The organism is Comamonas odontotermitis, assembly GCF_014207855.1.
GTDB classification, from domain to species: Bacteria; Pseudomonadota; Gammaproteobacteria; order Burkholderiales; family Burkholderiaceae_C; genus Comamonas; species Comamonas odontotermitis_A.
Genome location: NZ_JACHKZ010000009.1, coordinates 48793 through 64277, shown reverse-complemented (window position 1 = coordinate 64277; position 15485 = coordinate 48793). Strand labels below are relative to the sequence as shown.

Annotated in this window: 13 protein-coding genes and 1 tRNA gene; 4 read left to right on the top strand and 10 right to left on the bottom strand. The window is 61.1% G+C overall.

Features of this window, described 5'->3' with window-relative positions:
• Nucleotides 1-48 precede the first annotated feature (48 nt).
• Complete coding sequence (locus HNP33_RS09190) at nucleotides 49-780, top strand: sigma-E factor negative regulatory protein (protein ID WP_184707581.1); 732 nt, start codon at nucleotides 49-51, stop codon at nucleotides 778-780.
• Between the two features lie 298 nt (nucleotides 781-1078).
• Complete coding sequence (locus HNP33_RS09185) at nucleotides 1079-2476, top strand: DegQ family serine endoprotease (protein ID WP_325064921.1); 1398 nt, start codon at nucleotides 1079-1081, stop codon at nucleotides 2474-2476.
• Between the two features lie 165 nt (nucleotides 2477-2641).
• On the opposite strand, the gene HNP33_RS09180 is transcribed toward HNP33_RS09185, so the two are convergent.
• From HNP33_RS09180 to HNP33_RS09140, 9 genes are all read right to left on the bottom strand, one after another.
• A tRNA-Arg gene (locus HNP33_RS09180) sits at nucleotides 2642-2718 on the bottom strand.
• A gap of 145 nt (nucleotides 2719-2863) precedes the next feature.
• Complete coding sequence (locus tag HNP33_RS09175) at nucleotides 2864-5665, bottom strand: FimV/HubP family polar landmark protein (protein ID WP_184707577.1); 2802 nt, start codon at nucleotides 5663-5665, stop codon at nucleotides 2864-2866.
• Nucleotides 5666-6001: 336 nt separating this feature from the next.
• Nucleotides 6002-7114 (bottom strand): aspartate-semialdehyde dehydrogenase, encoded by a 1113-nt coding sequence (gene asd / locus HNP33_RS09170; RefSeq protein ID WP_184707575.1) that lies wholly within the window; start codon nucleotides 7112-7114, stop codon nucleotides 6002-6004.
• Between the two features lie 92 nt (nucleotides 7115-7206).
• The gene (locus HNP33_RS09165; protein WP_184707573.1) at nucleotides 7207-7392 is read right to left on the bottom strand and encodes a hypothetical protein; all 186 of its coding nucleotides are present in this window, start codon (nucleotides 7390-7392) and stop codon (nucleotides 7207-7209) included.
• A 198-nt stretch (nucleotides 7393-7590) separates the two neighbouring features.
• Complete coding sequence (leuB, locus tag HNP33_RS09160; protein ID WP_184707571.1) at nucleotides 7591-8658, bottom strand: 3-isopropylmalate dehydrogenase; 1068 nt, start codon at nucleotides 8656-8658, stop codon at nucleotides 7591-7593.
• Nucleotides 8659-8742: 84 nt separating this feature from the next.
• Nucleotides 8743-9405 (bottom strand): 3-isopropylmalate dehydratase small subunit, encoded by a 663-nt coding sequence (gene leuD, locus HNP33_RS09155; RefSeq protein ID WP_184707569.1) that lies wholly within the window; start codon nucleotides 9403-9405, stop codon nucleotides 8743-8745.
• A gap of 64 nt (nucleotides 9406-9469) precedes the next feature.
• On the bottom strand, nucleotides 9470-9595 hold the full coding sequence (locus HNP33_RS09150) for an entericidin A/B family lipoprotein (protein WP_133855415.1): 126 nt from the start codon (nucleotides 9593-9595) through the stop codon (nucleotides 9470-9472).
• A gap of 29 nt (nucleotides 9596-9624) precedes the next feature.
• Nucleotides 9625-11049, bottom strand: coding sequence for a 3-isopropylmalate dehydratase large subunit (leuC, locus tag HNP33_RS09145; RefSeq protein WP_184707567.1), 1425 nt, complete (start codon nucleotides 11047-11049; stop codon nucleotides 9625-9627).
• Between the two features lie 45 nt (nucleotides 11050-11094).
• Entirely contained in the window at nucleotides 11095-12102 is a 1008-nt protein-coding gene (locus HNP33_RS09140) for a LysR family transcriptional regulator (protein ID WP_184707565.1), read from the bottom strand.
• A gap of 261 nt (nucleotides 12103-12363) precedes the next feature.
• Here HNP33_RS09140 and HNP33_RS09135 point away from each other — a divergent pair, with 261 nt between their 5' ends.
• Nucleotides 12364-13455, top strand: a complete 1092-nt coding sequence (locus HNP33_RS09135; protein WP_184707563.1) for a DUF4349 domain-containing protein — start codon at nucleotides 12364-12366, stop codon at nucleotides 13453-13455.
• A gap of 33 nt (nucleotides 13456-13488) precedes the next feature.
• Here the strand turns inward: HNP33_RS09135 and HNP33_RS09130 are convergent, their stop codons facing one another.
• The gene (locus tag HNP33_RS09130) at nucleotides 13489-14436 is read right to left on the bottom strand and encodes a DMT family transporter (RefSeq protein WP_233464453.1); all 948 of its coding nucleotides are present in this window, start codon (nucleotides 14434-14436) and stop codon (nucleotides 13489-13491) included.
• A gap of 84 nt (nucleotides 14437-14520) precedes the next feature.
• On the opposite strand from HNP33_RS09130, the gene HNP33_RS09125 reads away from it, so the two are divergent.
• On the top strand, nucleotides 14521-15399 hold the full coding sequence (locus tag HNP33_RS09125) for a LysR family transcriptional regulator (protein ID WP_184707561.1): 879 nt from the start codon (nucleotides 14521-14523) through the stop codon (nucleotides 15397-15399).
• The last annotated feature ends 86 nt before the right edge of the window (nucleotides 15400-15485 follow it).

The following is a 15485-nucleotide window of genomic DNA, read 5'->3' as shown; positions in this document are numbered from 1 at the left end:
TCATTTGAGGACTGGTTGTAAGGGCATGGGCCCGCGAGGAATATGGCTATGAATCTCGAAAACCAAGCATCCAACAAGATGTCGGCAGCGACGTTGGAGCAGTTGTCTGCATGGATCGATGACGAGCTCGACGATGACGGGCTTGCGCAGCTGCTGGCAGAGATGCCGCAGACCGGTGGCATGACGGCATCGCATACGGCTTCGGTGCACTCCTATTTGCTCATTGGCGAAGCCATGCGCGGGCCTTTGGCAATGCAGGCGGCGCCCATCCATACAGAGCCTCAGGCCTTTTGGGCTGATCTTCAGCGCCAGATCGATCAAGAGGCTCCATTGGTTGCATCCAATCAACCCGAGGCAGGCGAAGTGAAAGTGCCTGAATTGGCCAAGGCTGCGCGACCGGTTGCCATGCAGGAAGCTGCCAATCACTCCGTATTCCGCTGGAAGATGGTGGCGGGGCTGGCCTCCGTTGCAGCGGTAGCCATGGTGGGGTGGAATTCCATGGCGTTGCTATCGTCCCCTGGTTCGGGCAAGGGCGGTCAGCAGTTGGCAAGCGCCACGGTGCCGGTATCCACGCAGGGCTTGGTGCAGATGCCTGTGACTGTCGGCCAGAATGCCACCATCATGCTGCGTGATCCGCGACTGGACGAGCTACTGGCTGCGCGTGGCCAGATTGGTGGTACTGCCAACCTGCAGATGCCTGCCAGCTTTCTGCGCAATGCCACCTTCAATGCTGAAAAGAAAGCTGGGGACTGCGCGGACAAGTCTTCCAAGCTCTGCTGACGTACAGGGCTTGGGCTTGATGCCTTTTATCTAAACACCTGCCTTGGCAGGTGTTTTTTTATGGCCGAAGTGGCTTTAATCACTTGAAACCCGTGTTTTACGGCGCATCTGTCAAAAGATGCATCGGGGAACCTCGCAAAGATTTGTGTCTCCAATGCTGCATTGCGCTATTTTCAGGTGTGATCAGCCTCAGGGTTGCACACAGTAATTCTTTGTGAGGAGTGATATGTCTAACAAGCGTTGGAAGCCTTTCCAGGTCAGTGCATTGGCGGCCATTCTGTCTATCAGCAGCGCGGTCATGTTGCCTGAGGTGGTACAGGCACAACCCGCACCAACGGTTGTGCGCGGGCTGCCTGACTTTACCGATCTCGTGGATCAGGTCGGTCCGTCGGTGGTCAATATCAGGACCATGGAGAAGGTCTCCAACAGGGTTGCGCAGGGCGGCATCGATCCGGAGATGCTGGAGTTCTTCAAGCGCTTTGGTTTGCCTGTGCCCAGCATCCCCCGGCAACAGCGTCCGCAAAAGCCCGACAGTGACGAAGAGCAGCCCAGCGGCCTGGGGTCAGGCTTCATCCTCACCTCAGATGGCTATGTGATGACCAACGCCCATGTGGTTGAGGGGGCTGACGATGTGATCGTGACCCTGACCGACAAGCGGGAGTTCAAGGCCAAGATCATTGGTGCAGACAAGCGCACTGATGTGGCAGTGGTCAAGATCGAGGCTACGGGCTTGCCTGCAGTCAAAATCGGCGACGTGAATCGCTTGCGGGTGGGTGAATGGGTCATGGCCATCGGCTCGCCCTTTGGCCTGGAAAATTCGGTCACTGCCGGCATCGTGTCTGCCAAACAGCGTGATACAGGCGACTATCTGCCATTCATCCAGACTGACGTTGCCATCAACCCTGGCAACTCAGGAGGACCCCTGCTGAATATGCGTGGCGAGGTGGTTGGTATCAACAGCCAGATTTATTCCCGCTCGGGTGGTTTCATGGGGATTTCATTCTCCATCCCGATCGATGAAGCGGTGCGAGTCAGTGACCAGTTGCGGGCGACCGGTCGTGTCGTGCGCGGCAAGATCGGTGTGCAGATATCGACTGTCAACAAGGATGTGGCTGAATCCATCGGTTTGGGCAAGGCGCAGGGCGCTCTGGTCACAGGGGTGGAGAGCGGATCTCCTGCGGAAAAGGCCGGGGTGGAAGCGGGCGATGTGATCACCAAGTTTGATGGCAAGCCGCTGGAAAAACTGGCAGATCTGCCGCGTTGGGTGGGTAATACCAAGCCGGGCTCCAAGAGCACGGTCACGGTTTTCCGGCGTGGCAAGACGCTGGATCTGCCCATCACCATTGTGGAAATTCCATCTGAAGCCACTGCAAAGGCTGGCGCAGGCAAAGAGCCCGAAAAGGCCAAGCCCTCCACAGCTGCGCAGCAATTGGGGCTGGTGGTCAGCGATCTGACGGACGCGCAGCGCAAGAGCCTCAATCTCAAGGGCGGTGTTCAGATCGTGTCTGCAGACGAGGCAGCTGCCCGTGCTGGTCTGAAGCAAGGGGATGTCATCCTGGGAATTGCAAACACGGAGATCGCGGACGTCAAACAGTTTGATGCTGCGGTAGCCAAAGCCGACAAATCCAAGCCTGTGAATGTATTGTTCCGTCGTGGTGAATGGACCCAGTATGTTCTGATTCGTCCATTGAAATAATGCGAAAAGTGGAGTGAGGCAGGCCTTGGGGCCGTTTCACCTGCCAAGGCCGATGGCAGATGCCATCGGCTTTTTTTCTGGGCCAAAAATCAAAAGCCCATGGAACAGCGCGAGAGACGGAAAACGAAAAAGCCTCAGAACATTGCTGTTCTGAGGCTTGTCGTTTGGTGCGGCTGGCAGGAATCGAACCCACGACCCCTTGGTTCGTAGCCAAGTACTCTATCCAGCTGAGCTACAGCCGCTAAGCTGCGTATTATAGCATGTAATTTCTTTGGTGTTTTGGTGACTGGTTCCCCGTATAGCTACGAAGGTGAGATTGCCATGAAAAAAAGCCAGCCTGGTGACAGACTGGCTTTGGCAAGAGATGGCTCTTGAGGTTGTCCTTTATCAGCGGCTCTGGTCGATCAGGCGCTGGGCTTGCGCCTTGACGGTTGGGCTGGTCGATTCGGAGAGAACCTCCTGCGCCAGCGACCGCGCGCCTTCCTTGTCACCGATGGCAAGAAACTCCTGAGCCAGGGTCAGTTTGGTCGTCAGCGGATCGCTATCGTCCATTTCCAGGCCCGGCACATCATCGGGCAATGCAGCAGGGTGGGTACGCTCAGGCTCGCCGCTGAGTGGCAGGTCCAGCACGGACAGCGATGTCATGTCGAAGTCCATGGAGCGCGTGGTGGCGTCGGTAATCGGCAACTGCGCGGTGCTCGGCATGTCAAAGTCGCTCATCTTGAAATCAAGCGCACCGGGCTGGGTCTCAAGCCCTTGTACGTTCAGCGACGAAGGCGCAGGCGACAGCTCCGATGGAATGTTCAAGGCTTCTGCAAGCTGGCGATCAAAATCGCCCATCGTTGCCGCAGGAGCAGCTGGCGCGGGCTGGTGAGGCGCTGCTGCAAGGCCTGCACCCACTGCCGCAGCACCGGCTGCAAGACCCGCCGCCACTGGAGCCGCGGAAGATGCGGCATAGGCAGATGGCGCATCAGGAGTTTCCGTCAGCTGGCTGCTCATGGCGAAGTCCAGGCCAGAGATGGGGCCAAAATCGCTGTTGGCTCCGTTCTGGTTGCGATTGACGGCGCTGGGCGGCTGCGTATTCTCAAATGCAAGCGGTTGGGCGCGTGCGGCTTCGGCAGCGGCTGCAACTGCAGCAGCAGACATGGCCTCTACGGGGGGCACGGCAGCCACCGCATTTTGGTACAGGGCATTGCCCGGATCCAGCTCTTGGCCCAGCGCGGCAATACGGAGCCACTCGGGGCCGGCGCCATTGGTGAGTTGGCGTGCTTCCTTGGCGATGCTCTCCAGCGCCAAGCGGTCTTTGCGTTTGGCATAGATTTCCGCCAGCTTGGCATGCAATGCGCTGCGGGTTGGGTTGGTGCGCAGGGCTTCCTTCAGGATTTCCTCTGCTTGCAGGTCGCGGCCATAGGCCAGGTAGACATCGGCCTCGGCGACCGGGTCCACATCGCCTGCGTCAAGTTGGCTTGGTGTGTAAGCCAGCGACGATGCGCCCGTGGTCATTGCGCTGACCGAGGTATCGATGTGCTGGCCACCACTGGCACCGAAGAACGAGTCTTGCGACAAGCTGCTTTCCATGGCGGAGTCCGAGACGCCAGCAACAGCTTCCTTGCGCTTCTTGTTGCGGTACCACAGGCCGCCCAGCAATGCGATCACGGCCAAGCCACCCGCTGCGGGCAGCATGGGGTTTTCCATCAGATCATCGACAAAGCTGGGCTCTGCAACCGGCGCGGGAGGTGGAACAGGCGCTGGTTTTGGGGCTGCTGGCGGGGCTGCCGCGGGTGTCTGTGCAGCGGGCGCTGGCGTTGCAGGCGCTTCAGCGGGCGCAGGCGCGGGGGCGGCTTCTGCCACAGGAGCGGGGGCGGTCGCCGGTGCAGGTGCAGCGGGAGCGGGAGCTGCGGGGACAGCTGCGGCAGTCACAGGGGTTGTGACAGCAATGCCCGGGGCTTTGTCTGCTGGCTTGTTTGCTGCAGCGGGCGTTGACGCGGCTGCAGGTGCCGGGGCGGGCGCAGATGTTGCCGCTGCGACCGTTGCGGTCTTGCCTGTAGCAGCTGCGTCCTTGATCTTGTTCAGCTCTTCCAGGTTTTTGTCCAATTCGGACTTGCGCTCCTGCGAGGCGTTTGCCTGCTGGGCCTGCGCTACGCTGGCCTCGGCTGATTTTTTGCCCTTGATGCCAGCATCCTTGGTGAGCTTGAGTTGGTCAGGCGCGACGTTGCTGGTTTTTTTGTCGTCGACAGATGCTTCCACCTTGCCGCTGGCTGAGCGTGTATCGCTTGCCACATTGGCAGGGGCCGCTTTGGATGCGAGCTGATGGCGGTAGTTGTTGAAGTCGCGGCTTTGGGCTGCCACCATTTGGCGAGCCTTGCTGGCCGATACGGAGCGCGCCTGCTCAGCGCTTGGCATGTTCAGCGTCACGCCAGACTTCATGCGATTGACGTTGCCACCAATGAATGCGTGCGGGTTGGCCTGCATCACGGCGATCAGCATCTGGTCGAGCGATACGTCGGATGGCTTGTTCATGGCGGCAATACGGCCTGCCGTGTCGCCACGCTGCACCAACACAGAATCACCGCTGCCAGACTGGTTGGAAGCGGTGGCTGGAATGTTGGCGCGGGAGTTGGACTTGGTCTTGCTGCTGCCTGTGCTGGCACGGGCGGGCGTGCTGTCTGCAGAGGTCAGCGGCTCCTCGATCACACGCACAGGTGGTGCAGGGCGGGGCGCTGGTGCCTGTGCCGTGTCGCTGGTGATCTGGGGTGCGGTGGTGACTGTTGCCTCGGCCTTTTTCAGATTGGGTGGGTCGAACAGCATGGTGTAGCTGCGCACGACCTGACCTGAGTTCCAGTTGGCATCAATGACGTAGTCGACGAATGGATCATTCACGGCCCGCTGTGTGGAAAGCACAATGACGGCAGTGCCATTGGCACGGCGCTGCAGTTGGGCCTTTACGCTGCTGGCAGTACCCGTGTAGTCCATGCCCTGGGCACGGAAAACGGATGAAGAGGCAGTCTTGACTTGCAGGGTTTCGGCTTCGGCAGGGGTGATCTGTTGGACTTCGATCTCGGCGCGCAAGGGCTCGCCCAAGGCCGATTTCACATTGATCTTGCCCAGTGCCAAGGCCGATGCTTCTCCCGAATACAGGCCGATGGCGGCCACGGCGGCGGCCAGTGCAGTGATTTTCCAGCGATGCATAGTGCTACTTGATTGATTTAACGAAAGCGCACGGGGTTGTTTTTGTACTCATGCTGAATCCCTCCCCCCAGACGCGAAATTGGTAATTATCAGTAAAAAGTACCTTACCAGTAATGTGTTGGAGTGACAAGTTAACGAATGCGGTTGTGTACTGATAAACGGATTCTCATAAATTTCCATAACTCATAATGTTGTTCAGGCACAACTTTGCCCGCATTGTGCCCCAGCCAGCGGGATGCGGAAAACTGGCCGGTGCAAGCAAAAACACCCTTTTTGGCGCTGAAGGGCACCAAAAAAGGTGTGGCGTATCGGGGTCGGTAAGTCAGGGACGTGCGATCACTTGCCCAGCAGGATGCGCAGCATGCGGCGCAGCGGCTCGGCAGCGCCCCACAGCAATTGGTCGCCGATCACGAAGGCGGACACGTACTCGGGGCCCATGTTGAGCTTGCGCACGCGGCCAACGGCCACTTCCAGGCCGCCGGTGACGGCCGCCGGAGTCAGTTCCTTGACCGTGAGTGCGCGCTCGTTGGCCACGAACTTGACCCAGGGGTTGCCGCTCTTGATCAGGGATTCGATTTCGGCCAGCGGCAAATCCTTCTTGAGCTTCAAGGTCAGCGCCAGCGAGTGGCAGCGCATGGCGCCGATGCGTACGCACAGGCCGTCCACGGGAATGGTGCTTGCGGTGCCCAGAATCTTGTTGACCTCGGCCTGGCCTTTCCATTCTTCCTTGGACTGGCCGTTGTCCAGCTGGGCGTCGATCCAGGGGATCAGACCACCGGCAAGCGGCGCGCCAAAGAACTCGGTAGGCACGTCTTCGCGGATGGTGACAGCCACCTTGCGGTCGATATCGAGGATGGCAGACGCAGGCGTTGCCAGCTCGTCGGCCACTGCGGCGTGCACCACACCCATGCCTTTGAGCAGTTCGCGCATATGGTTGGCGCCGCCGCCCGATGCAGCCTGGTAGGTCATGGAAGAGACCCATTCCACCAAGCCCGCCTTGAATAGGCCGCCCAGGCCCATCAGCAGGATGGAGTTGGTGCAATTGCCGCCAATCCAGTTCTTGCCGCCAGCGGCGAGCTTTTGCTTGATCAGGTCTTCATTGACGGGGTCAAGCACGATGACGGCGTCACTTTCCATGCGTAGCGAGGAGGCAGCGTCAATCCAGTGGCCGTTCCAGCCCGTGGCGCGAATCTTGGGGAAAACTTCCTTGGTGTAATCGCCGCCCTGGCAGGTGATGATGATGTCGCACTTGGCCAGCTCGGCGATGTCATTCGCATCTTTGAGCTGGGTGTGCACCGTGGCCATTGCAGGGGCCTTGCCGCCTGCATTCGATGTGGAGAAGAACACGGGCTCGATCAGTTCGAAGTCGCCCTCGGCCTGCATGCGATCCATCAACACGGAGCCGACCATGCCGCGCCAGCCCACCAAACCTACCAATTGCTTGCTCATATAACGCCCTTGTGTGCCAAAAAAGTTGTGCCACGGGGCCGATTTGCCTGGCTCGTCTGGCCAGTGGGAGGCGCACGACGAACCAGGCTGGATCAGCCGGTAATCGTCGTGGTTTTGGAAATGCTTGCGCGCGCAGCCATACCCGCTTCAATAGCGGTGATGGTGTTCAGCCAAGAAACAGGGCGGTGCGCAAACATAGTGGAAGGTATTCTAGCGCCAAAATTTGTTGCAGTGCACGCTTTTTTATAAATTTCAAGTGCTGGCGCATCGAAGCGCATGGAGATATGTACTGAAAATAATAATTTCGTCGTTATTTTGAAAATGATTTCGTCGTTTTGACGATTTTGAGACTTTCTTGTGCCGGGAGGTCGTTGTTCTGATCAAACAAATAGCGTCAAAACTGGCGGAACAATGAAAAAGGGCAAGGAAGAATCCCTGCCCTTGCTCGTATCGCCTGCGGTGATGGTGCTGGCGTTTTACAGTGCGGCGACCACGGCATCACCCATCTGCTGCGTGCCGACCTTGGTGGTGCCTTCGCTGTAGATATCGGGCGTGCGCAGGCCTTGGGCCAGCACCTTCTGTACGGCCGCTTCGATCTTCTGTGCGGCGGCTTCATGGCCGAGGCTGAAGCGCAGCATCATCGCCGCGCTCAGGATGGTGGCCAGCGGGTTGGCAATGCCCTTGCCGGCAATGTCGGGTGCCGAGCCATGGCTGGGCTCATACAGGCCTTGCTTTTTGTCGTTCAGGCTGGCCGATGGCAGCATGCCGATGGAGCCGGTCAGCATGGATGCCTCGTCGCTCAGGATGTCGCCGAACATGTTGCCGGTCACCACCACATCAAAGCGCTTGGGCTCTTTCACCAGCTGCATGGCGGCGTTGTCCACATACATGTGATCGAGCTGCACATCGGGGTACTGTTTGCCCACTTCGGTCATCACGTCCTTCCACAGCTGGAAGGTTTCGAGCACGTTGGCCTTGTCCACGCTGGTCACGCGCTTGCCGCGTTTTTGGGCGGCCTGGAAGGCCACATGGCCGATGCGCTCGATTTCAGGGCGGGTGTAGCGCATGGTGTCGAAGGCTTCTTCGGCGCCGGGGAAGTGGCCATCGGGCGAGACGCGGCGGCCGCGTGGCTGGCCAAAGTAGATGTCACCGGTCAGCTCGCGGATGATGAGGATGTCCAGGCCCGCAACCAGCTCGGGCTTGAGGCTGGAGGCGTGGGTCAGTTCCTTGTAGCAGATGGCGGGGCGGAAGTTGGCGAACAGGCCCAGCGCCTTGCGCAGGCCCAGAATGGCCTGCTCGGGGCGCAGCGCACGCTCGAGCGTGTCGTACTTCCAGTCGCCCACGGCGCCAAACAGGATAGCGTCTGATTCCTGCGCCAGCTTCAGGGTGGACGGTGGCAGCGGGTGGCCTGCGGCCTCGTACGCGGCTCCACCCACGGGGGCGGATTCCATCTGCAGATCGAGCTTCAGCGCATCCAGCACCTTGACGGCTTCTGCAACGATTTCTGGGCCAATGCCGTCTCCGGGCAATACTGCAATTTTCATAATTGACTCACTTCTTGATAGCTGGTTGCGCTTGACGATCAAGCATCGGATGGGTTTTATCGACTAAAGGGCGCGGCCCTGCACTCAGGCTTTTGCCTGCATGAGGCTGTGCGCCAGCCAGGGCTTGGTGGCCAGGCGGTTGGCTTCAAAGGCCTGGATCTTGTCTTTCTGTCGCAGGGTGAGGCCGATGTCGTCAAACCCGTTGAGCAGGCAGTACTTGCGGAAGGCGATCACGTCGAACGGAATTTCCTCGCCCTGCGGGCGCACGATCACCTGGCGCTCCAGGTCGATGGTCAGTTCGTAGCCAGGAAAGGCCTGCACTTCGTGGAACAGCTGGTCGATGGTGGTCTCGGGCAGCACGATGGGCAGCAGGCCATTCTTGAAGCAGTTGTTGAAGAAGATGTCGGCAAAGCTGGGGGCCAGGATGGCGCGAAAGCCGAACTGATCAAGCGCCCAGGGCGCGTGCTCGCGGCTGGAGCCGCAGCCAAAGTTCTTGCGCGCGAGCAGCACGCTGGCGCCTTTGTAGCGTGGCTGGTTCAGCACGAAATCGGGGTTGGGCTTGCGGGCGCTTTCGGGCACACCGGGCTGGCCGGGCTGGTCCAGGTAGCGCCACTCGTCAAACGCGTTCACGCCAAAGCCGGTCTTCTTGATGGACTTGAGGAACTGCTTGGGGATGATGGCGTCGGTGTCGACGTTCTCGCGGTCCATGGGCGCCACGAGGCCTTTGTGGATGGTGAATTGTTGCATGTTCAAGCCTTTGGGACTGCCAGCGCTCATTTATCAAGCGCTGATAGCTATATATTTGATAGTGTTAGCGTGCTGCGCGCGAGATCGCGTTGCCCGCGCCCTGCACATCCTGGCCGATGCCGTGGACGGTGTTGCAGCCCGATAGCAGCGCGGCAAGCGCGATGGTGATGAATGCAAAACGGGTTTTCATCGCAATAGCTCCTTGGCGTGTTTCTGGGATCAGGCAAAACGGCGGATATCCACAAAGTGCCCGTGCACGGCAGCGGCAGCGGCCATGGCGGGGCTGACGAGGTGGGTACGGCCACCGGCGCCCTGGCGGCCTTCGAAGTTGCGGTTGCTGGTAGATGCGCAGCGCTCGCCGGGCTCCAGGCGGTCGGCGTTCATGGCCAGGCACATGCTGCAGCCGGGCTCGCGCCACTCAAAGCCTGCGGCGGTAAAGATTTTGTCCAGGCCTTCGGCCTCGGCCTGCGCCTTCACCAGGCCAGAGCCGGGCACCACCATGGCCAGCTTCACGTTCTTGGCCACTTTCTGGCCCAGTTTCTTGACCACTGCCGCCGCTTCGCGCATGTCTTCGATGCGGCTGTTGGTGCAGCTGCCGATGAACACCTTGTCGATAAAGATGTCGTTGATCGGCTTGCCGGGCTCCAGATTCATATAGGTGAGTGCGCGCTCAATGGCGCCGCGCTTGTTCGGGTCCTTTTCCTTGTCAGGGTCTGGCACGATGGCGTCCACGCCCAGCACCATCTCAGGGCTGGTACCCCAGGTGACCTGCGGCACGATGTCTTCGGCGCGCAGGGTGACGACGGTGTCGAATTTGGCATCGGTGTCGGAATGCAAGGTTTTCCAGTACGCCACAGCCTGGTCCCATTCCACACCAGTCGGGGCGAGCGGGCGGCCTTTGATGTACTCAATGGTCTTGTTGTCCACGGCTACCAGACCGGCGCGCGCGCCACCCTCGATGGCCATGTTGCACACCGTCATGCGGCCTTCGATGGACAGGTCACGGATGGCGGAGCCCGCGAACTCGATCGTGTAGCCCGTGCCGCCAGCGGTGCCGATCTTGCCGATGATGGCAAGCACGATGTCCTTGGCGGTGACGCCCGGTGCCACCTTGCCGTCCACCTTGATCAGCATGTTCTTGGCTTTCTTGGCCAGCAGGGTCTGCGTGGCCATCACGTGCTCGACTTCGCTGGTGCCGATACCGTGCGCCAGCGCACCGAATGCGCCGTGCGTGCTGGTGTGGCTGTCGCCGCAGACCACGGTCATGCCGGGCAGGGTGGCGCCTTGTTCGGGGCCCATCACGTGGACGATGCCCTGGCCCTTGTCCATGAAGGGGAAGAATGCGGCAGCGCCGAATTCGCCGATGTTGTCGTTCAGCGTGGTGATCTGTTCCTTGCTGATCGGGTCTTCAATGCCGTCATAGCCACGCTCCCAGCCTGTGGTGGGCGTGTTGTGGTCGGCGGTGGCTACTACGGAGCTCACGCGCCACAGCTTGCGGCCGGCCATGCGCAGGCCTTCGAAGGCCTGCGGGCTGGTCACTTCGTGCACCAGATGGCGGTCGATATAGAGGATGGTGGTTCCATCTTCCTCGGTATGGATGGCGTGCTCGTCAAAAATCTTGTCGTAGAGGGTGCGTCCGGTCATCGTGGTCTCTTTCGGTCAAGTGTTTGTAATGGTGGATTTCAGAACTTATATCGCACCAAGCCCAATGGATGAGTGCAGGGCGCGGATTGTAGGGTCGGCATCATCACCGGGCGCAGGCGCGTCGGCAACAGGCCGGGGGCTGAGGTGTTCGACCAGCAGCCTGGCGGTCACCGGCAGCGCGTCAAAATCGCGCGCCATCAGCCGCAGCTCGCGGTGCGCCCAGTCGTCGGTCAGTTGGATGCCGCGCAGGTTACCCACGCCGTGCATCAAGGTGAAGGCACGGTCCGGCACCAGTCCGACGCCCAGGCCGTTGTCGATCATGCGGCACATGGCGTCCAGGCTTGTTACCTGGATGCGCTGGCGCAGCGGGCGGCGCAGTTGGGCAGATGCCGAGCGCATGGCCTGGCTGATGCTGCTGCCCGATTGCAGGCCGACAATGTCCCATTCCAGCGCTTCTTCAAAGCTGATCGCGTCGCGTTTGGCCAGCGCGTGCGAGAGTGGCACTACCAGCATCAGGTGGTCAGACCGGTAGGGGCGCGACTGCAGTTCCATCTCGGCGGCGCCCGGCACGGCCTCGGGGTTGCAGATGCCAAGGTCTGCCGTGCCTTCGTGCACGGCCTGGATGACGTCTGCGCTCAGGTGTTCCTGCAGATCGATCTTGATCTGGCTGTGCTCGCGCGCAAAGCTGCCCAGGTCCTCGGGCAGGAACTGCACGATGGCCGAGATGTTGGCGTGCACCCGCACATGGCCGCGCACGCCATCCGCGTATTCCGACAGCTCGCCCTGCATGCGCTCCAGCCCGAACAGCACATTGCGGGCATGGTGCAGCAGGCTCTCGCCCGCAGGCGTCAAGGTCACGCCGCGGCTGTGGCGGTAGAGCAGCTGGGTGTCGACCGCGGTTTCCAGATCTGACAGGCGCTTGCTGACAGCCGATGCAGCAATGAACTCGCGCTCCGCCGCACGGCCGATGCTGCCTAGCTCGCACACGGCCACAAACAGCTGGAGCGAGGTCAGGTCAATACGGCGCGCAAAACTGCGCTCGGAGCTTTTCATGGTGGGGAGATATCGTGGTTTTAGAAAGCGAAGGCCATTTTACGCAATAAAAGGCATTTCGGCATCGCCATTTGCGATGGCTTACGTGTTTGAAATTTGACGGCGCGGTGACAGCACTGGGGGCGATGCATGCCCAGAGGTGGACGAAGTCGGGTTGCCGCTGTGTGCCGGTAATTTGTTTGCTTGTGTAACGGCTTCACCCCACAACGCCTCCGGCTCCGATTCAGTCGGTGTCTCAGATATTCACCGGAGAAAACTGCCATGTCCCACCACCCATTGCATTCAGATCGGCCAAGCCTGTCTGTGCTTCCTCAATCTGTCCGCCTGCTGGCTCTGGCGCTGGCTGCATCCACCCTGGTGGCCTGTTCACCGGATGCCTCCACCGCTGTCTCGGAGGCGAAGAGTGAGGGGGCGGACGCTGCGGCATTCACATCAGGCGCGGGCCAGGCCGATGGCGTGGCGCTGGAGAGGCGTGCTCGTCCGCGTACCATGCTGGAGGAGGCCTCGCCCGCGAAGGCTGTTGCTGCCAAGCTGATGTCTGCGCCCATGCCTGCACCAGCTCCCATGGCCCCCGTGGCTGCAGGCGCAGGCATGGATACTGCAGCCTCTGTCAGCACCGCGCCCAGCCAGCGCTTTCTGGCCGTCAGCCACCGCATGCAGATCGAAAGCCCGGCCGCCGAGCTGGCTGGCCTGTGGGAGACAGTCAAATCCACCTGCGAGCGGCTTGACTGCTATGTGGAGGGCTCTGCGCTGCAGCGGGAAACCGCGCAATCGGCCGCCAGTGCGTATCTGACCATGCGCATCAACCCGCGCGACTTCGCCATGCTGACGGCCACCCTGGGCGGCAACGCGAAAATCCTCAACCACCAGACTTCTACCGAAGACAAGACCAGCCAGGTGATTGACGTAGAGGCGCAGATCAAGAACCGCAGCGAGTACCGCGACAGCCTGCGCGAACTGCTGCGCGAGAAAAACGTGAAACGCACCTTGCAGGACCTGATCGAAATCCGCGACACCATGTCGCAGGTACAGGCAGAAATCGATGCAGCAGCCACCCAGCGTGCCCTGCTGGAGCGTGAAACGGCCAAGCAACTGGTGCAGATGCAGTTCCAACCCCAGCGGGTCATCGTCAGCGGTACCTACAGCCCCTGGCGGCAGACCTGGCAGCGCAGCTGGGATACCCTGGCCTTCAGTGCGCAAAACCTGGTCGTTACGGCTGCGGGGCTCATTCCCTGGCTCGTGGTGCTGGCGGTGGTTGGCGTGCCGCTGTGGCTGGGTGTGCGCAGGCGCCTTGGCAGTAGGTCGAAGGCTGCATCTCCAGCTGCAGCCAATGCGCCCGCTCACACCGAATGAGCATAGTGCCGATGTACTTGCAGGTTGCCGATGCTATTGGCGGGCCACGCGCTGGCGGGAGGGGCGCTCCGCCACGCTGATGGCGATGGTGAGTACCGCAATGCCGATCAGTTGCGCGGTGCTCAGGGTCTGGCGGAAGTAGAGCCAGTCGATCACGATGGCCACGGCCGGATAGACAAACTGGAAAATGGCGATGCGCGATGTAGGCAGGCGGAGTGTGCCGGCATAGATCAGGGTATAGGCCAGTGCGGTGTGCACGAGACCCAGGCCCGCCAGCCAGAGCCAGGCGCCTCCCCAGGCGGGCCATCCATACTGCGCGGGCCAGATCCACAGTGTCAGCGTACCAAGAAGGCATTGCCACCACGCCAGAGCGCTGGCGCTGGTTTGCGCCTTCTTGGCGCAGAGCGTGACACCGGCCATGCACACCGCACCCACCATGCACAGCGAAACGCCCAGCCAGTAGCCATTCTGGCTGGCATCCTCTGTGCCAAATACCGCCAGGTGCTGCAGCACGCCGGTGGCCAGAGCGAGGCCGAAAAGGGCTGCCAGCACGGCAGCCAGGCGTTGCCTGCCCACCCTCTCGCCCAGCCACAGCGCGCCAAACAGCAGCAGCCATAGCGGCTGCACATGGAAGAGCACAATCGCCATTCCCGCCGAGGTGTAGGTCATCGCCTGAAAGAAGAGGGCCCAGGAAGCGATCATGAGTACCCCCGATGCCAGCACCCATGGCGCGGTGCTGCGCGACAGGCGCAATTGTGGCCATTGCCGCTGCCAGGCCATCCATGCCGTCAACCCCAAAAGGCCGAATGCGCAGCGAAACCAGGTAGCGGTAATGGGGGCGGCATGCGCCTCTTGCACAAACACGCCGACCGTGCCAAGCAGCATGCAGCCCAGCAGGAACGGCAGGGCGCCATTGTTGACGGCATGGTGCCGGGGCGAGGGAGTGGATGCCGCCATGACGGCGCTGGATGGGGTATGCATGCACGCAGTGTGTCGTTGTCCATAAAAAACGAAAAGCGCATAATTTGGCATTCAATATTTCGATAATCGAATAGATGAGGGCCCATGGACAACCCGCGCGACATGCAGCTCGATTGGCTCAAATGCTTTGTGGCGGTAGTGGATACGGGAACGCTGTCGAGTGCGGCCAGTGAAGTGTTCCGCTCGCAATCGGCGGTCAGCATGCAGATCAAGAAGCTCGAAGACGCCATGGGCCATCGCCTGCTGGACCGCAGCAGCCGCAGGCTGCAGCTCACCCCTGAAGGCCAGACCCTGCTGGGCTATGCGCGCCGCATGCTCGATCTGCAGGCCGAGGCGCAGCAGGCGTTGCACAACCAGCCCCTGACCGGGCGCGTGCGCCTGGGGGTGCCGGATGACTATGCGCAAAAATACCTGACGCCCGTGCTGCGCCGCTTTGCGCTGCGCCACAGCAGCGTGGAGATCGAGCTCAATTGCGAGCAGTCGACGTCGCTGATTCCGCGTGTGGCGCAGGGCGATCTGGATCTGGCGCTCGTGTCGCGCGACCATGCCCGGCGCGGTATTCTGCTGTTTCACGAGCCGATGGTCTGGGTGGGCTCGCCGCAGTTTGAGCTGTGGCGACGCGATCCGCTGCCCATTGCTGTCTACGAGGAGGCCAGCCTCGCGCGGAGGGGGGCCATGCACGCGCTGGCCCAGCAGGGGCGGCGCTACAAGGTGGTCTACAACAGCTCCAGCCTGGCCGGGCAGATTGCTGCCGTGGAAAGCGGCCTGGCCGTTGCTGCGCTCACCCAGTGCAGTGCGCCCGCGCATTTGCAGCAGCTGGGCATCGAGCACGGCCTGGGGCCCCTGGCTCCCATGGAGGTTGCCGCCTACCGCAGCCGTGCATCGCGTGGCAATGCAGCGGTCGATGGGCTGCAGCAGCTCCTGGTGCAGACCTTGCGGCAGGCCAGTCGCCCGGCGGGTTAGCAGCGCGGCCAGCCCGCGCCATCTGCGTTTTTGTTGACCGGGTGCCGCAGCACGCCTCACCACCTGAGCGGGGCGTCCTTGTTGTG